The following is a 15,543-nucleotide window of genomic DNA, read 5'->3' on the forward strand; positions in this document are numbered from 1 at the left end:
TTTTCAGTTGATCCGCTCGTATCCGTCCGGCGTGGCGGCATGGCACATCGGGTCTTCGCCTCTAAGAAAGAGCCATTCATTCCCGCGCTGGAAACATGACGGGCCAAACAATGTGCAGAGCTTCATATACTCGACTTCCTGTTCTTCCGGCTGGCGTTTCCAAACCACTCGCTTCAATGACAGGCCCATTTCAAACTCCTTTTACGTGAATCTGTGGAGTGGCCTATGGAGTAGGTCCACAGGGTCTCCTTCGATTTAGTGTTTAGTCTTGCCGTCATGGTGCAGTGGATTGCAGACGCACGGATCGCCAGCGCCACAGTGGCAGGCATCTTCGCGGCTACTCATCCCACCCCACGGCCTGTCATGGTGGTTCTCGCAGACCCACCCCTCGCCATCGCAGATAGCGCAATTCGGGTCACATTCACCTTGGACTTCGCTGATCTTTCGCAGCACCATGGTCGTCTCCTGTTATTTTTGTTGACGTTTCGCCAAGCCCGGCAGGACAGCGAACGGCACGCCAGGCTTAATGCCTGCATCGAGAAGCTGTTTCCGATAGGCCAATGCGTGACGCCGCCATGTGCTCATGTGCGCCTCGCCAAGTTCTTCAAACTGCCTAATCCGAGCCCGCTGGTTTCTGATGCGGCGTTCAAGCTTCAACTGATCGGCTGGCATCATGAACTCCTTCGATTTTCAGTTAATTTCTACGCGATACGCCAGTATGTCATCACCGGACCCGGTGTGCAGCCAATCAAAATGATGGGCCTCATCGACAATCCAGCACGGCGAATTTGGCGAGCGTCGGTGCACTTGGATGAACGGCTCATCCGATCCAATGGAAGGGCCATGTTCGGACTTGCCGTCCCAATCAATCCACGGCCCCCACTTGCGCCCATAGTTTGGCTGCCGTGAGTTTTCAGGTGTTGCTAAGCTGAGTTCCCCGGCCATGGTCATTCCTCTTGGTTCGCTTCAATCACGTCGTCATCATTCCTTCGATTATGTTTCGCGCAATGGCTTGATGAGATGTTCCGGCCATTGATCTAGCGGGATGAAGATCGGCTTTAGCGGCTTTCGGCTTTCTAGCTGCATCAACCGTTTCATGAACGGTTCTGCATCTCGTCGCGCTTTCTTTTGGATCTCGGCAAGCGCCCATTTTAGATAATCCTCCTCAGTCTCGATCCCTTGCGGCGGGTGGCCAAGCCCGGCTTCTACGCGGGCTTGCTCGATTGCTGCACTGGTCGCTGTTTGGTTCGTCATCGCTCATGCCTCCTGTTATTTGGCTTCACGCCGCAGCCGTTGCTCTGCGCGTGTCTTCAATCTCTTGACCAGACGCCGCAGAACGTCGCCGGATTTGGCGTGTAGCGCCCGCATTTCGGCAAGCTCCTGCCTCTCCGCGTCTGTCAATGCGTCTTCCCATTTAGCCATTCCCGGCCCTTTTCCAACAATACCCTGGTGGGCAATAGATTACACCATTATTTACATTTGACCTACGCTATTTTTGAGCGTATGTAAATAGCAGAAGATGACAACCAAGATTTCAAACAATAGGGACCAAGCCAATGACCGATCAAGCCTATGTAGTCTGGTCAAACGAACACAAGTGCTGGTGGGGCGCGGACCGTAAAGGCTACCGCTCCGCATTGGCGGAAGCCGGACGCTATAGCCGCGACGAAGCCTTGAAAATCTGCCGTGGCGCTCGCGGCGGAAGGCAGTTCAATTCAAACCCGTCAGAGGTGCCGCTACTGCTCGCAGATGCCGAACATTTCTGGCCTGACGACAAGCAGGAATGGTCGGCAGCGCGGCGCAAGAGTGAAGCGCAGTACGACGAATTTGAAACCGTATAATTCAGGGGAAGTCCGATGACCGTACAGGCCAAAGATCTACAGGACGAATGGAGCTGGTGGGCTGGTTCCAATGACGAGTGTTTTTCTTGCGGCCCATTCGGCACCAAGGAGGATGCAATCGCAGAAGCGGTAGCGCAGGGCGATGTTTATGAGGCTGACGAGCCGGGCGACATCATCGTTGAATATGTCCATGTCATCGAGACGAAGGGAACGTTCTACGATTGCGATGAGTGTGGCACTGTTCAAGAGGCTTGTGACGGCTGCAAAAGTTCACTCGAGCAGGGCGAAGCAACATTTCAATTCAAGCAAGTTCGAAATGCCGATTGCGTCGAAGTCGGGCGCGGTAAAATCGGCGAAACACGCACCGCATAAAAGGGAAGCCCGATGAACTTTACCGATGAAGAGATAGCCCACGCCAAGGCCGCGATGAAGAAACCAGCCCCGGTTGGCGCGCTTAGACTTATCGCTTCCGGACGCGCGGTTGTTTCGCTGTCGAAGGATGGCCGTGACGTGCTTATGGAAGAGATCGATGGACGCAAAGTGCGCGATCCGGACCACCCGGATCAGAAGATGGGGTTGGCTGGCGCGTGGCCCCTGTTTCGGGCCGGTATGATCGACCAATTTGGCGTTGTTACCGAAGCCGGTCGCGCCGTCCTCGAAACCGCAACATCTTAAGGAGCTACCCGTACATGCTCCCGATGCCGCCGAATAGAAGCGCCCGCCGCTGCTGTTCGGCGGCAGCTTCTTCGTCACGCTGCTGGCGCTGCGCGAGATACCCTGAGATGGCCGAACCGAAGTCAACCGGGCCGCGCGGCGCAACCGCATCACCAAATGCGGTCGGCCCTGTTTGGGGCTGCGCGCCAGGCACAGCACCCCTGCCCTGTACCGCCTGAACTGGCGCGTGACTGCCGCGGCCGCGTGCGCCGGCCAGCTCCACATGCCAATCCTCATTCGACAACGGGAAAGCAAGGCCGTAATTGGCCGCATTCGAGTGCGCCCACTGTCGCGCCGCATCGTTCAGATATTTCAGATCCGCCGCGTTGCCGTGGTTGTGCTGCGACCGCCCGGGCGGTGCCACCCATTTACGGGCGGCTTCCGGCGAGCCGTATTTCTGCAGCGCACCCTGCCACAATTCAGCCTGTTTTTCCGGAGACCGGAAGCCCGATCCGACCCGAAGCTGCTGCTGGATATCTGGCGGGGCGCTTTCGAACATCTGTTGCAGCGCAGACGCAAATTCCGGCTGCATGCCGGAGAAGCTGTCCGGTCGGGTGGCGCCGCCAACGGCAAAACGGGAGAGCGGGTTATCGGCCATTGACTGCTTTCTCCATGTCTGTCTCATCGTCAGCCGAGAGCGCGTTCATGATCTTGGCGGCTTCAGCCCCGAACCACGTCTTCGCCCGGCGCGCCAAGGCCGCCCGGTTCGCCGGGTTGTTTTCCTTGAGCAGCAGCGCCGCGGCGTCCGGGTTGAGAAGCGCATCATCCAGCATCTTCTCGATCGCGCCGGCGCGAGCAGCCTTGACACTGCGGCGGGCGATCACAGCACCTAGCCGCGTCACGATGAAAGCGGGGCCGATTTGACCGCGCTTATAGGCCAACCCCATAGAGCCTAGCGTCTCGACCGATGGCAGCGCCGATTGCGCAGTGCCGGAGTTATTCGGCACCTTGGCGCTGTTCCGGAGATCAAGCCCCTGCAGCGCATCAGCGATCTTCTGCAGGTTGGTGATGTGCTCGGGGTCATCCTTGTAGAAGCGTTCGGCCACCTCACGGTTGCGCGGATCGGCCAGCCAGTTCTTCAGCTTCTCGGGCATCCACTCCTGCGCGCCGGTCACGTCCTTGGTGGTTTCGCCAGTGCGCCGCGCTGCCTTGGACATATTTTCCCACAATGCTTTGCGCGCACCTTGAACGGCCGCCGGATCGTCACCAACGAAAGTCAGCAGTTCGTCCGCTGCGGCCTTCGGGTCTTTGGCTGACAGCACTTCGCGGATCGCCTTGTCTGAATTGGCGTCGCTGTATTGAAGATACTTTCCGACTGTGCTGCGCCCCGGCTTCTCGTCCGTTCCGAGCGTACGCTCCAGATCGGTCTTGCGAGCAGCAGCCGTTGCCTCGTCGCCGCGGGCTTTCGCAACCTGCGACAATTCGTCGCGCAAGCCGGGGAAGCGTTCGATCTGCTCGCTGTTCGTATCGATGAAGCTTTGCAGCTTGTCAGCGCGAGACGTGTCGGCGCTCGTCAGCATCTCGTCGCGGATCGCCGCGCGGGTTTCCGGCGTGTCGGCCTCTTGAAAGAGCCGATCCATGGCCTGCGTGCGGGTGAAGCTTTTGGCTACATTCTCGTCGCCAAGCTTGTAGCCGGCGTCGTTCTGAGCCAGCGCACGCTGCACCGGATCTCCGACACGATCGAACGAGCTGCCTTCCGCATGACGGGCCGCCCGCGCTTCACGCAATGCGCCCTGCTGGTCCGACGGGAGATTTCCGAAGATGAAATCGTCAACGGCCGCTTCGACCTGGCCGAGCACGCGCGCTTCGTTGCGCCCGCCCGGCTTCTTGCTGGCGGCGACGCCCATCTGCTGCAGCTCGGAGCGCAGCGCCGTGGCTTCGGCCATTGTGGCCGGGTCATCACCGAGACGCTGCAGCCGCCCGATCAGGGCTTCCGGCAGGTTCGCTTGATCCGCCTGCGGCATGCGCGATGTCACGCTGTCGATCGCGTTGATAAGCCCTTCGGCTTCAATCGGCTGGCCCGTGATGTCTGCGTTCTGGTAGGCCGCCGACGTGCGAGCGCGGGCTGCATCGCGCGCTTCTTCCAGCGCGGCGCGGACCGTGTTGCCGCGCATCGAGGCTGTGCCCTTCGGCGTGATCGGCTCGACGGCTCGCGCGGCGTCGTCCTGCGCATTGGTGGCGAGCGTGCTGGCGTCGGTGATCTGCCGGTCGCGTTCAAGCGCCAGCTCACTCCGCAGATTGGCCGGGTTGCCATCCGGAGCGTTGGCGCTGATGGCGGTGTCGACCGCGCGGGCGTTCTGCTGGCGCCGGGCGTTGAACTCTCCGGCGTTCGGGCCGGACTGCCGGGAATACTCCAGCGAACCGATGCCCGGATTGCGGGTCCGGTCTGCCAGGCTTTCGCGAGCGCCGGGGATCTGCTGATCGATGCGCGGGCCATCCATGATAGAATTGACCAGATCGGTTGTGTCCGGGGCTTGGCCCGGTGCTGCACGAACACCTGCTGCTTCCACGAGCCGGTCGGCTACGCTGTTGCGCACCACATCGTCGACATAGCCGGGCGAGCCCATGACGGCCTTACCCATCTCGCCGATGCTGCGCACGGCCTTGCCGCCTAGCGAAGCACCGCCGACGCCTAGAACAGCCCCGGCCAAATCAGCGTACGGGCTGTCGGGGAACACCTCGTTGGCCGTCGCTGCGCCTGCGCCGGCTGCCGTAGCCGCTGACATCTCCTTGCCGAGATAGGTGCCGGGGTTGACCACCGCCGGCTCGATAAACATCTGCGACAACTTGCCGCCCGAGCGCGCGGCAGCCGGTGCAGCCTCGCCGAGTGCTGCACGCATACTCGCGGCTTTGCCAAGCACACCGCCAGCCATAAGGCCGCCTGCCCCGATCTCCTGCCCGATCCGGTTGCTGAAGCGCTCGGCCACGTTATCTGGCTCGGTCTGCGGGCGGTTGACGCCGACGGTGTCGGCGATCGCATTGTTGACGCTATCGCCCGCGTGCTGCATGCCTTCCGCGCTCGGCAGAAGGAAGCGCGACGGGTCGAGATTGGCGATGAAATCAGCAGTGTCTTCCGGCACGCCGACAGCGGATAGGCCCCTACCGACGAGGTAGTTCTTGCCCTCCATCAGCATGCGGGGGAGGCCGAGTATATTGGTCACACCTTCGGCCACGCCACGAGCGCCCTGATCAAGCACGCCGCCAACAGCGCCGGCGCCATCCATGATCATGTCAGCCATGGATGGCTCTGCTGCGGGTGTGGCCGGTGCCGGCGCTGCGGCAGGAACACCGCGCGCATCTTCTGGCGCTGGCTGCGCGGCGGCCGGTGCCGGGTATGCCTGCTTCATGGCGCGGATGATCACGTCATCCGGGGTGCCGTCCGGAAACTCGACAATGGAGCCGTCAGGTGCTTCGATCTCTGTCATTCAATCTGCCCTGTGGCCGGGTTGAACCTTCGGCGCGCGCCCGCGACCGGCGCAGCCTTCATGTCCGGAGCGTAAGCGCCGAGACGGTTGCGCTGCGCGCCCATCTGCTCGATGATCTGGTTAAGCCGCACGGCGGACGCCGCGTTGTTGGCGAGAAGGCCGGAGCCCCCGATAGCGTCGCGGGCCTGCTTCAACTGCTCGTTGGACACGCGATCGCCGCCCATCGTCTTGGCGTACTGCCATGCGAGGTAGTTCGTCAGCAGATCGATGGCTTCCAGGCCCGGGTCAAAATACTGCGCGGCAGTGTCCTGATCCAGAAGGCCTTGCTGCACCGCGTCGGTGATCTGCTTCACGCCGGGGCCGGCGTTCTGGCCTAGCTCGTTGGCGGTCTGGAACAGGTTCTGCGCCAGCTTCCGCACCGACCCGACAATACCTTGCGAAGAAGGATTGGCGGCGATCAGGTCGCGGAGCGTTGTAGCGGTAGCCACAGTTTCGTCGATCGCCAGAATATTCTTCTGCACGTCGCTCTTCGTGCCGGTGGTGAGACCGACCTCATCTGCGGAGCCTGTGACCTGCGACGGCTTGAGCACTTCGATACCTGCCGGGATCGGCGTGCCGGTCTGCGCCTCAACCCATTTGCCGGTGGCGCGGTCCTGCACAACTGCGACGTTCCGCCCATTGACGACGGCCATCCCGTTGGTGAGCGCGGCTTCCGCACCCTTGTTGATGAACGCTTCCGCCCCCGTGCGCACGGCAGCTCCGGGGTTCATGAATACCGGCTCGCCATTCGGGCCGACCGCCTCGACGGGCGACTGCTTACCCATGATGTTGTCGAGCAGCATCTGGTCGGTAAGCTGGCCGCTGTCGATCAGCCGCTGCTGGTTCTGCCCTACTACTTCCGTTTCGGTGAGCGGCGCGGCGTTTCCCTGCACAGCCGGAAGGCCTTGATCGAGCCCGAGCGCAGCCGCGATCTCCGGCGGGATATCAGGACGCACCTGCCCCTCGTTAAGCGGGCCGAACAACTTTGTCAGATTGTCTTGCTGGTTCGCCTGCAGCGCCCGCGCATTGTCCGCAGCGTTGTTCGTGAGTGAGGTGTTGGCGGTGATGTCCTGCCCGCGCATGTCGGTAGCGTTGGTGATGCCAAGCCGCTCCATGGCGGCGGCCTCCTGCATCTGCCGCTCGGTCAGCGCGCGCACATTGTCCGCGGCGTTGTTGCTGCGAGAGGTAGCCGCTGTCACGTCCTGCCCGCGCATCGTGGTCGCGTTGTTCTGGTCCTGTGCGTAAAAGGACTGCGTCGGGTTGTAGTTGCCCACGGCGATGTTGCGGCGGTCGAAATTCGGATCGTTCGGGTTGTCGAACAGCATCTGCAGCCGTGCAGCTTCGGCCTTCTTCGCGTTGGCGTTGGCCCATCCTGCGGCGTCCGCTCCGCTAGGCGGGGCGAACAAGGCCGTCAGGTTCGAGGCGGCCTGTGCGAAGGCCGGGTTGTTGAAATATCCAGAGCTGCGTACTGGCATGGTGTCACCCGTAGAGAGAAAGAAGGCCGGACGATGCCGGTTTAGTACCTACTGCCCGCAGACCCTTCCACGGGTCCACGGATTTGGTGCCGCCGCCGAGACCTTTGCTCGTTGCCAGGCTGCCACCGAGGCCGAGCACGTCCGCGAACAGTTTCATGCCGTCGCCAGCCGAGTTGGCTTCATCCAGTTCGAGCGGAACGATGTTCGACGACCCGCGCTTGAAGCCGCCGATCTGGCCAATCCGCCCGGCGTCGCGCGCCTGTTCACGGCCGATGCCACCAAGGAGATCCCCGAAGGACCGGAGATTGCCGAGTGCTTCTCCTTGGCCTTTGGCGAATGCGTCGGCTTTCCCGCGCTGCTTGGCTTCTTCACGCACCACGATATCCGATCCGGACTGCGGCGTGGCTTGCTCTGCTGCGGCGGCTGCGTTGCCCGATGCGTTCTCGATCTTCTGGTCTGTGAAATACTGGCCAAGCTCGGAAGCCCGCTCGTCCTGCTGCGCGCCGAAGTCCTGGTAGCGATCCTGTGAGGCGGCGTTCAGAGCCGCAGCTTCCTGATCGAGTGTGTTCTGCCGGACGCGCTCGGCAGCAAGCGCGCTGTCGCGGGCCTTCTGCACCTTGCTTTGTGCGATCGTGTTCGCGATCGCGGAGCCGGCGGTGAGCGCAATGCCCGCGATGGTGATCGGATCGCACATGTCAGCTCCTTGTCACGACTTTACCGCCGCCGAAGAGGCCGGTGTTGTAAGTCGGTTTTGGGCCGCCCGCGGCATAAGACCGTTCAGCCGCCGCCTGCGTGCCGAGCCCGCTGGTGAAGTCAACGAACAACTGGCCGAGCGGGCTGTAGGTGCCGGGCTGCGAAAGCGCCGATGCGCGCGTGAGCGCCGAGTTTGCTGCTCCTTCTGCGTCACCGGTCGCGTTCAGCGTCGTGACCAGATTGGAGCGGGCGTCCTCAACCGCGGTGCGCGCCTGGTTCTCCTGCTGCAAGGCCTGATCGGCGATTGACTGCTTGTTCGTATCGTAGAGCGTCTGCAGCTTGCCGAGCTGTTCACCACGGGCCGAGCTGTTGAGATTGCCGCCACGCGCCAGCGAGAAGGTCAGTTGCTTCTGTGCGTCGTTGTACTGGTTCTCAAGCTGCGGCGTGTTGTAGTCGAGAAAAGCGTCCCGGCGACCCTTAAAGAAATCGTCGTTGAAGTTCTGGCCGAAGATATCATTGACGCGCGTCGTACCCTCGCGGATCTTCTCCTGCCGGGCCTGCTCGTCTGCGCGGGCCAGTGCCGCTTCGTTGCCGCCGCTCTTACCGCCCATGGCTCTGCTCTTCCAGCTTCTTCCGCATCGCGAAGCCAACCGTCTCGAAACCGAAGTGGCTCAGAAATTTGGCTGTGCGCTCTGATTGGAAAGAATTATCATTACCACCTTCGATCCGGTCCGCGCCAAGTTGCTGGCTCCACTGGATGAGATGCTTGATGAGAAGGACGGCTGCCCGAGTTCCGCGTTTTTCCGGCTTCACGTAAAGTACCTTCTGGACCGTATAAAGTCCAGCCCGGTAGTCATACCCGAACATGTAGCACTGCAAGAACCCGATCACCTGGCGGTGGTCTTCGACCACGAAGAAGGTCGGGTTTGCTGTCTCCAGATACCGGGCGAAAGTGGCATGCACCATGCCGGCGTCGAAGTCCTCGTCCGCGCATGTCTCATCGCAGTTCGCTCTCGCCATATCAACGATGCTTGATACGTCTTCCTTGAGCGCCAGCCTAATGAACATCGTCGGCCACCCATGCAAACTGATGATAGGTCTCGCCGCCCTTACCGAAGCCGCGAAGTGCTGCTTCGTGTTTCAGCCCAATCATCTTGATCCACCGGTGCGCGCTGGCGTGGCCGTCGATCGAGATAGCTTCGATCCGGTGCATGCCCGCTTCACGGTAGCGAGGAAACAGCCGCTGCCGGGTAAACTTGGCGATGCCGAGCGCTACTGATGCGAACTTGTCAGTGGCGAAGAAAAGTAGCGTTCCGACATGCGGCCTGCCTTCGATCAACCCGCCGATGCCGACCGGTTCGTCATCGAGGTAGAACCCGATTGCGCCGGGGTGCAGACCGAAGCGGCGCACGATGTCGTCAACCAGATCGATCTTGCGCTCGGCAAACGAGACGGACATGAACTCGCGCACGTCGTCATCGCGCATGCGGTCGGCCACATACCGAACGTCAGCTTCTGCGGGAGCCTCAATCTTCAGCATCGTCGAGATCATGGTGGATTACGCAGGCACCCAGTTTGTGCGGGCCTACGCCTTTGGATTTAAACGTCAGGCTGATGTGCGTTGCGGAGTGGTTGTAGGAGATGCGCTGCTGCGTGAACGTGGTGTGGTCAAGCACCGCGATCTTGTCCTTGGCGTTGGTGTCTTCCGGCTCGTGACCGGCGTAGACAGACCACTGACCGCGCAGCGCGGCGTCGATGCCCTGGAACCCCTTCTTTCGCGTCGGCCAGTCGGCATCGAGATAAGGCGTTCGGGCCACGGCTTCGGTGCTGTCGTATGTGGTGCCCGAACCAAGGCCGCCGTAGACGTAGATCGAGTTCCCGCCGCGGATATAGACCTTCCGCCCGTAGGCTAGAGCCTGCTCCGCGGTGAACGCTTCGCCGCTGTCGTCGACCGTGCTGTATTGCGTCCATGCGCTCACTTTCGCCGAAGGGAAATATGTGAAGACGTAGATGACATCTTTCATGACCAGCCAGAAACGACTATCGCCGGGCGCGATCAGGCCGGAGACCTGTTCAAGCTCTGCGGCGCTCAAGGCGGATACCTTGGCCGAAATCAGCGTGTCGATCGCGCTGCCGATATCTGTCGTCGAAGCGGCGTTCGAAGCATCGCGAGCGCGAAGCGACCGGCACCCGCTGGTGTCGAGATAGAACAGATCGTTATCACCAAACTGTGTGACGCTGTTCGCCGCCACCGTCCCGGTGTTGCCGAGTTCCTGCGTCTGCCGGTTCAGCAACGGATCGGGGTCCACGTACCAAACCTGAATGCCGGTTTCCGCGAATACGGCCACCTGCCCCTGATATGAGGCGAGCGCTTTCAGCTCTTCCGCACCCGAAGAGTAGCTGGACAGGTCGACGAAGCCTGCGCCGGCCGCTTCCGTGGTCCACTGCGTCGGTGCCTGAATGCCGGAGAAGTGCATGTTCGGCCCGGAAGTCGAATACATCTTCGAGCGGATCGTGCGAACGAAGCCGCCCGGCGTGAAACCATCCCCGCTGTCAGCACCGCCAGCCATCACCAGCCCGGACGATGGCGCCACCGCAAACCCGTCTGCAAGGGTCATAAGGACCGGTGCGTCGTTGATCGTAGTGCCCGAAGTCGCGTAAAGGATGACGACCGTGGCGCCTGATGAGACGGCGGTGTATTCCGGCGTGCTGCTAGTCAGGTTGATCTGCGCGGCAACCGCCGCCGCCGTGACCTCGTGGCTGGTATCCCACGTCACGGTGGAGCCCAAAATCTCGACGCCGTTGGCCGTTATGCTGGTGATTGTAGAGGCCGTGCCTGATGACGTGCCGCCCGTGATCGTGAAAGAGGCGCGGGCGCGACCGTCGGCCCAGTCCTCGACCTGAACCCCGTCGTAAAAGTGGAGCCGGGAGCCGTCGCTGAAAACGCCCACCGCGTAGATTTTGCCGGAATAAAGATCGAAGCTGGGAACGTCGAGCAGCACCGCGTCGCCGGGCGGCGTGAGCTTCTGGTAGGTTATGCCGTCCGGTATGCCGTCAGGCTCGTCCACACTGCCGAAAACGACAATGCCGGTCCGGGTGTAGCCCATCCCGACCGTGCCTTCCGGCAGCTCGTATTCCTTGACGAATGCCGCTCGGCTTTCGAACTCGCCGCCGCGCGTGATGTGGCCGTTCAGACCCTCGATCAGCACTCCGGCGCTGGCGGTTTCGACCATGCGCCGGCTGTCCAGCCCGCCACGAAATTCCTTGATCCAGACCGTACCCATCAGCTACCTGCAACGCGGTAGCTTGTAATCGCCATCCGTCGCTTCGTCGGCTGCTCGCCAACGCCGAACATGTTGATTGTGCGGCGCGGCGTGAGATCCGACTTTAGCTTCAGGTAGCGGGCGTTCGCGCGGTCGAGCTTGACCTGCGCGTCCTTCCCGCCCGACGCTGCAAGTAACTCGGCTGCGGCGAACAGCGACAGCATCTGGCTATCCAGATCGGCGCGGTCTGCGTCATCAACGAGCGGACGCAACGCCCGGATGCCGGTAAAACGGATATAGCCTTCGAGTGTCGTGGCGTCGCCGTTCTGATCCGGCACCGGCCATATCTCGATGTCCTCATCTTCATTGATCTGCCAACGCCGCGGCGGCCAGCTCCGCTCGTCCAGATCTGAATTGTGCGCGCTGTAATGCACGGAGCTGATGCCCGGATCGAGTGGTATCCACGCGCCGTTGGTGAAGACCTCGACGCCCTCTACCCGGTCAATCGGCAGATCGGCGGGCAGATCGTAATACCGCTGCCCGATCTGCGCCGGAACCTGCCGCTTCACCCGAAGATGCGGCCATGCAAAATCTTCCCAATAGAAGTCTTGCAGCCGCTGGAGCAACTGCACCTGTGAAGATCGAGCCTGTGCGTTATGCGCGGGGTTGATCGACAGGCGCGCTTCGGCCCGCAGCAGATCCAGCAGTTTTACGAGAGTGACGCGGCGGGCCATAGAGCTTGTTCCTTAGTCGTCGAACAGGGCGTTGTCGTCGGGAACAGCCGCCTCTTCGCCGGGCTCTTCGGATTTTTTGGCCTTCTTCGCGGCGGGCTTTGTGGGCTTGGGCGTCACGCGCTTCTCAGCCTTGAAATACTGCGCCGGGATTTCCAGCTCTTCCAGGTCGCGGAAGGCACGGGCTGCGGCGCCGGGGAATATCTGCGCGACGATCGAGACATTGTTGCCACTTTCGTCTTGCGTCTTGGCGTGGCCGTAGAGGTTGCGCAGCCGGGCGATCTCTTCGCGGTTGTTGATTTCTCGGTCCGCTGTCGGTTCGACTTCGGTCACGGCATCAAGGCCGTGGATTGCGCGAAGAACGGCGATCTCGGAAGCCGTGACGGCATACTTCGGGACAGTGGTCCCGCTGTCACCGCCGAGCGCGAGCATGATGTTTGCAGTTTGCATGGGTTTCTCCTGATGATCTGGTCGAAGAAACGGGGCCGAAGCCCCGCCTCCATCTTGGCTTACGAGAGGACGACAGACCCGACGTTGGCGATAACCTGCCCCCGCCCTGCACTGTCGAACGCGACCACCAGCATCTCGTCACGAAGATTGAACGTGGCAACGGTTGCGGAGCCGTTCAGCGTGCCGCCCGATACCGTGATCTTGTGTGCGGCGGTGCCGGTTGCCGACGTATCCTTGATGATCAAGGTCGTATTCGGGATCACGGTGTAGGTCGCTTCGATGATGGTCGAGGCGTGGTTCAGCTCGACCAACTGGGTGCCGGGATTGACTGCGCCGGAAGCCGTCAGCTCCTGGCTGATCAGCTTGCCTTCTGACGCCTGCCCGGCGTCGCCGCCGATCGTCAGGTTGTAGGAGCCGAGCCGTGGCGTATCGCCGAACGAGACGTTGATCACCGCGCCGGCTGGCCATGTCACACCGGACAGGTTGGTGATGGTGATGTTCGATGCGCCGAAGCTTGCCGAGAAGCCGCTGCCATCCTGTTCGTAGCTACCGAAAGCGCCGTCATTGACGGTGAGATCGCCGCCGGCCGAGCCGGCAAGAGAAGCCTGCGTAGCGCCGGTCGGGTAGGCGATTGCCACAGTGCCGTCATCCGCAACTGCGGTGGCGAGAGTGTGGACAGTGTAACCGAGAGAGGACATTTTATTCTCCATGAAAGGGTTGCGAGAAACGGGGCCGAAGCCCCGCCCTGCTGCGATCAGTTGATCTCGTAGACGCCGGAAGTGTTGAGCTGACGCGCAACCATCAGGCCTGTCATGGAGACGCCGTTGTACATGACCATGCGGTCATACGGACGGGCCGGGTTGTGCTTCTTGTACTTCTGGCCATCCATGTACATCAGGCGCAGACCGCGCTTGCCCATATCGATGGCGTAGCAGAACTTGCTGCGCGACGTGTCGTCCATCGTCGGATCCCATTCGAGGTTGAGACCGCCGTGGCTCGGGTTGCCCATGGAGCCGTCGGGCGAGGCACCACGCCAACCAGTCTGAGTGTACGAGCCGTTGGCGCGCAACTCGGATTTGTAGGCGTCGATGAACTCCGAGCCGGCGAAGTACCGGGTCTTGGTCTGCCCGGTTGCGAACTTCGAGCGGCGCCGGGCGGCGATATCCAAAGCTGCGATGAGCGCGCCGCCATTGTCCTTTGACGAGGTGATCTTGTTGAGGCCACCGGAGCCGTTCGCGGATGCTGTCATGGCGTCGTTCCGCCACCAGGTGTTCGCCACACGGCTGATGCCGCCTGTCGACCCGATGAAAGGATTGTCAAGAATGAAGGCCTGGATGCCGGCGAGTGCTTTCACGTCGCTGGACCCGTCGCCGTGGACGAGGCGATCGAGCGAGAAGTTGTAGTCGGCGCCCATGCGCTCGTGCTTCTCGTCAAGAATATTGGCGAGAGCCTGAACCTCACGGCCACTCATTTCGCGGGTGCGCTGATCCGAGCCGCTTTCGACGACATCAATACCGTCGTTCTTCAACTCGGTCATAGTGACCTGCATACCGAGATAGTGTTCCTTCCACGGCATGCGGAAGCGAACCGACCCGGTCGGGTTGTAGTGGCTGAGCTGGTCATCCCCGGTGTAACCGGAGAGAGTGCCGCCGCCGTAGCCGGAACCGACCAGGAAGGAGACGTTTTCCTTGCCGCCCGGGAACTGGCCAGCCGACGCCTGAAAAGCTGCCAGCATCGGCTTGTTTGCAACGTCCTGCTTGAAGATCGTCCCCTTGTTCAGGTTCGTCTCAAGCGCCATGTTGTTGATGTCTGCGATTTCGTCAGCAGTAAATGCCATTACGGTGATCCTCGATCAACCGGCCCTTCGCGCGATGACAGCATTGATCGCGTCATGCGTATTTTCGATTTTGGGCCGGGTGTTTCCGTTGACTTGCCCGCCGACAACAGGGCGTACCGCTGGCTTCTGACGCTGAGCAGGAATAACCGCCGGAGGCGTGTAACTGGCCGAGACCGCGTCATACGCTTTCTGGAGCTGTGCCTTGACCGCGTCTGCGGTCTTGGGCTTCCCTTCGCTAACCTGAAGCCACGCGATCTCCTTCTGAAGAGCGGGCAGCTTTGCGGAGAAGTTCGGGTCACGAGCCTGGCGTTCGGCTTCCCACGAAGAGACGGTTGACTGAATGGCTGTTACCGCATCGGTCTGCTGGCGCTGTTCGTTGCGCTGGCTTTCCCACTGCGTCCTGGCCTGCGTCGACTGCTGCGCTGCGCGGAGGCGACTGACTTCCATGGCTGCTTCGCGGCTCATTTCGCCGTCCTGCACCCGCTTTGTCAGGTCTTCCGGCAGCACTTCACCCGCTGCAATCAGAACCTTCTGCACCATCGGCTTCATCTCGGCCCATGCTTTCGCCGGGTCGGTCTTCATCAGCCCGCCGATCCGCAGAATGTCAGCCGCTTCATCACCGTTGAGATTGTTCTCGGAGATGAAGGTTTCGACGTTCTTGTAGCGGTCAGCGTCAAGCTTCAGGGCGGCCCGTTCAGTCAGGAGCGCCTGGAAGCGAGGGTGCTTGTTAAACGGCACGTCCGAGTAGTCTTCGGCGTCCGGTTCTTCCTGGGTTGCTTCTTCACCGGCAGCTTGACCGGTTTCCTCTTCGCTGGCTGACGAGGCCGCCGCGTCATCTTCCCTCTTGCCCACGACATCGCGGACAACGGAGAGGGTCGTTTCTTCGGGTTTGCTTACGTCTTCTGCGGTGGACGGCTCCGCATCTGCGGATTGTTCGGCCGGTGTGGCATCCGCTTCGTCCGTTTCCGAAGCTGCCGGAACGGCCTCTTCGAGTTCGTTTTCGAGTTCAGTTGTCAAAACTGGCTCCTGTTTTCGGTTGTTACCTTATTACACTGTGTCGGTTTTGTCTGCAAGC

At 61.4% G+C, this 15,543-nt stretch carries 20 protein-coding genes; 4 read left to right on the plus strand and 16 right to left on the minus strand.

Annotation, left to right across the window (positions count from 1 at the left end):
- Positions 1–3: 3 nt before the first annotated feature.
- Positions 4–189, minus strand: coding sequence for a hypothetical protein (locus OEG84_RS11385; protein ID WP_267653866.1), 186 nt, complete (start codon positions 187–189; stop codon positions 4–6).
- Positions 190–258: 69 nt separating this feature from the next.
- On the opposite strand from OEG84_RS11385, the gene OEG84_RS11390 reads away from it, so the two are divergent.
- Positions 259–909, plus strand: coding sequence for a hypothetical protein (locus tag OEG84_RS11390; RefSeq protein WP_267653867.1), 651 nt, complete (start codon positions 259–261; stop codon positions 907–909).
- Positions 910–993: 84 nt separating this feature from the next.
- Here OEG84_RS11390 and OEG84_RS11395 read toward each other — a convergent pair whose 3' ends face one another.
- Both OEG84_RS11395 and OEG84_RS11400 read right to left on the minus strand, forming a co-directional pair.
- Entirely contained in the window at positions 994–1,254 is a 261-nt protein-coding gene (locus OEG84_RS11395; RefSeq protein WP_267653868.1) for a hypothetical protein, read from the minus strand.
- Between the two features lie 15 nt (positions 1,255–1,269).
- A complete protein-coding gene (locus OEG84_RS11400; RefSeq protein WP_267653869.1) occupies positions 1,270–1,422 on the minus strand; it encodes a hypothetical protein in 153 nt (50 codons plus the stop codon).
- 134 nt (positions 1,423–1,556) lie between these two features.
- On the opposite strand from OEG84_RS11400, the gene OEG84_RS11405 reads away from it, so the two are divergent.
- The 3 genes from OEG84_RS11405 to OEG84_RS11415 are packed head-to-tail and all read left to right on the plus strand — an operon-like array spanning position 1,557 to position 2,516.
- Positions 1,557–1,841, plus strand: a complete 285-nt coding sequence (locus tag OEG84_RS11405; protein WP_267653870.1) for a hypothetical protein — start codon at positions 1,557–1,559, stop codon at positions 1,839–1,841.
- A gap of 15 nt (positions 1,842–1,856) precedes the next feature.
- Positions 1,857–2,213, plus strand: coding sequence for an ETC complex I subunit (locus OEG84_RS11410; RefSeq protein ID WP_267653871.1), 357 nt, complete (start codon positions 1,857–1,859; stop codon positions 2,211–2,213).
- A gap of 12 nt (positions 2,214–2,225) precedes the next feature.
- The gene (locus OEG84_RS11415; RefSeq protein ID WP_267653872.1) at positions 2,226–2,516 is read left to right on the plus strand and encodes a hypothetical protein; all 291 of its coding nucleotides are present in this window, start codon (positions 2,226–2,228) and stop codon (positions 2,514–2,516) included.
- A gap of 4 nt (positions 2,517–2,520) precedes the next feature.
- On the opposite strand, the gene OEG84_RS11420 is transcribed toward OEG84_RS11415, so the two are convergent.
- Genes OEG84_RS11420 through OEG84_RS11480 form a run of 13 tightly spaced genes read right to left on the minus strand, consistent with a single transcriptional unit; the run spans position 2,521 to position 15,485 of the window.
- Positions 2,521–3,153 (minus strand): M15 family metallopeptidase, encoded by a 633-nt coding sequence (locus OEG84_RS11420; protein ID WP_267653873.1) that lies wholly within the window; start codon positions 3,151–3,153, stop codon positions 2,521–2,523.
- Positions 3,143–5,980: a hypothetical protein gene (locus tag OEG84_RS11425; RefSeq protein ID WP_267653874.1), complete on the minus strand. Its 2,838-nt coding sequence runs from the start codon at positions 5,978–5,980 to the stop codon at positions 3,143–3,145. The genes OEG84_RS11420 and OEG84_RS11425 overlap by 11 nt, the downstream gene beginning before the upstream one ends.
- Positions 5,977–7,494: a hypothetical protein gene (locus OEG84_RS11430; protein ID WP_267653875.1), complete on the minus strand. Its 1,518-nt coding sequence runs from the start codon at positions 7,492–7,494 to the stop codon at positions 5,977–5,979. The genes OEG84_RS11425 and OEG84_RS11430 overlap by 4 nt, the downstream gene beginning before the upstream one ends.
- 4 nt (positions 7,495–7,498) lie before the next feature.
- Positions 7,499–8,188, minus strand: a complete 690-nt coding sequence (locus OEG84_RS11435) for a hypothetical protein (protein WP_267653876.1) — start codon at positions 8,186–8,188, stop codon at positions 7,499–7,501.
- A 1-nt stretch (position 8,189) separates the two neighbouring features.
- Positions 8,190–8,798 (minus strand): hypothetical protein, encoded by a 609-nt coding sequence (locus OEG84_RS11440; RefSeq protein WP_267653877.1) that lies wholly within the window; start codon positions 8,796–8,798, stop codon positions 8,190–8,192.
- Entirely contained in the window at positions 8,788–9,255 is a 468-nt protein-coding gene (locus OEG84_RS11445; protein WP_267653878.1) for a GNAT family N-acetyltransferase, read from the minus strand. The genes OEG84_RS11440 and OEG84_RS11445 overlap by 11 nt, the downstream gene beginning before the upstream one ends.
- Positions 9,245–9,727: a hypothetical protein gene (locus OEG84_RS11450; RefSeq protein WP_267653879.1), complete on the minus strand. Its 483-nt coding sequence runs from the start codon at positions 9,725–9,727 to the stop codon at positions 9,245–9,247. The genes OEG84_RS11445 and OEG84_RS11450 overlap by 11 nt, the downstream gene beginning before the upstream one ends.
- Positions 9,714–11,471 carry a hypothetical protein gene (locus OEG84_RS11455; protein WP_267653880.1) on the minus strand — a complete coding sequence of 586 codons (1,758 nt, stop codon included), beginning with the start codon at positions 11,469–11,471 and terminating at the stop codon, positions 9,714–9,716. Before OEG84_RS11455 ends, OEG84_RS11450 begins: the two co-directional genes overlap by 14 nt.
- A complete protein-coding gene (locus tag OEG84_RS11460) occupies positions 11,471–12,184 on the minus strand; it encodes a phage adaptor protein (RefSeq protein WP_267653881.1) in 714 nt (237 codons plus the stop codon). The genes OEG84_RS11455 and OEG84_RS11460 overlap by 1 nt, the downstream gene beginning before the upstream one ends.
- A gap of 12 nt (positions 12,185–12,196) precedes the next feature.
- Entirely contained in the window at positions 12,197–12,631 is a 435-nt protein-coding gene (locus tag OEG84_RS11465; protein ID WP_267653882.1) for a hypothetical protein, read from the minus strand.
- Between the two features lie 59 nt (positions 12,632–12,690).
- On the minus strand, positions 12,691–13,329 hold the full coding sequence (locus tag OEG84_RS11470; protein ID WP_267653883.1) for a hypothetical protein: 639 nt from the start codon (positions 13,327–13,329) through the stop codon (positions 12,691–12,693).
- Positions 13,330–13,385: 56 nt separating this feature from the next.
- On the minus strand, positions 13,386–14,468 hold the full coding sequence (locus OEG84_RS11475) for a phage major capsid protein (RefSeq protein ID WP_267653884.1): 1,083 nt from the start codon (positions 14,466–14,468) through the stop codon (positions 13,386–13,388).
- Between the two features lie 15 nt (positions 14,469–14,483).
- Positions 14,484–15,485, minus strand: coding sequence for a hypothetical protein (locus OEG84_RS11480; protein WP_267653885.1), 1,002 nt, complete (start codon positions 15,483–15,485; stop codon positions 14,484–14,486).
- Between the last annotated feature and the right edge of the window lie 58 nt (positions 15,486–15,543).

The organism is Hoeflea algicola (assembly GCF_026619415.1).
In the GTDB taxonomy this organism is placed as follows: domain Bacteria; phylum Pseudomonadota; class Alphaproteobacteria; order Rhizobiales; family Rhizobiaceae; genus Hoeflea; species Hoeflea algicola.

Excerpts from the sequence above, each read along its gene's own strand:
- OEG84_RS11385 (WP_267653866.1), bottom strand. The coding sequence starts at position 189 with ATGGGCCTGTCATTGAAGCGAGTGGTTTGGAAACGCCAGCCGGAAGAA.
- OEG84_RS11395 (WP_267653868.1), bottom strand. The coding sequence starts at position 1,254 with ATGACGAACCAAACAGCGACCAGTGCAGCAATCGAGCAAGCCCGCGTA.
- OEG84_RS11400 (WP_267653869.1), bottom strand. The coding sequence starts at position 1,422 with ATGGCTAAATGGGAAGACGCATTGACAGACGCGGAGAGGCAGGAGCTT.
- OEG84_RS11405 (WP_267653870.1), top strand. The coding sequence starts at position 1,557 with ATGACCGATCAAGCCTATGTAGTCTGGTCAAACGAACACAAGTGCTGG.
- OEG84_RS11410 (WP_267653871.1), top strand. The coding sequence starts at position 1,857 with ATGACCGTACAGGCCAAAGATCTACAGGACGAATGGAGCTGGTGGGCT.
- OEG84_RS11415 (WP_267653872.1), top strand. The coding sequence starts at position 2,226 with ATGAACTTTACCGATGAAGAGATAGCCCACGCCAAGGCCGCGATGAAG.
- OEG84_RS11420 (WP_267653873.1), bottom strand. The coding sequence starts at position 3,153 with ATGGCCGATAACCCGCTCTCCCGTTTTGCCGTTGGCGGCGCCACCCGA.
- OEG84_RS11425 (WP_267653874.1), bottom strand. The coding sequence starts at position 5,980 with ATGACAGAGATCGAAGCACCTGACGGCTCCATTGTCGAGTTTCCGGAC.
- OEG84_RS11430 (WP_267653875.1), bottom strand. The coding sequence starts at position 7,494 with ATGCCAGTACGCAGCTCTGGATATTTCAACAACCCGGCCTTCGCACAG.
- OEG84_RS11435 (WP_267653876.1), bottom strand. The coding sequence starts at position 8,188 with ATGTGCGATCCGATCACCATCGCGGGCATTGCGCTCACCGCCGGCTCC.
- OEG84_RS11440 (WP_267653877.1), bottom strand. The coding sequence starts at position 8,798 with ATGGGCGGTAAGAGCGGCGGCAACGAAGCGGCACTGGCCCGCGCAGAC.
- OEG84_RS11445 (WP_267653878.1), bottom strand. The coding sequence starts at position 9,255 with ATGTTCATTAGGCTGGCGCTCAAGGAAGACGTATCAAGCATCGTTGAT.
- OEG84_RS11450 (WP_267653879.1), bottom strand. The coding sequence starts at position 9,727 with ATGCTGAAGATTGAGGCTCCCGCAGAAGCTGACGTTCGGTATGTGGCC.
- OEG84_RS11455 (WP_267653880.1), bottom strand. The coding sequence starts at position 11,471 with ATGGGTACGGTCTGGATCAAGGAATTTCGTGGCGGGCTGGACAGCCGG.
- OEG84_RS11460 (WP_267653881.1), bottom strand. The coding sequence starts at position 12,184 with ATGGCCCGCCGCGTCACTCTCGTAAAACTGCTGGATCTGCTGCGGGCC.
- OEG84_RS11465 (WP_267653882.1), bottom strand. The coding sequence starts at position 12,631 with ATGCAAACTGCAAACATCATGCTCGCGCTCGGCGGTGACAGCGGGACC.
- OEG84_RS11470 (WP_267653883.1), bottom strand. The coding sequence starts at position 13,329 with ATGTCCTCTCTCGGTTACACTGTCCACACTCTCGCCACCGCAGTTGCG.
- OEG84_RS11475 (WP_267653884.1), bottom strand. The coding sequence starts at position 14,468 with ATGGCATTTACTGCTGACGAAATCGCAGACATCAACAACATGGCGCTT.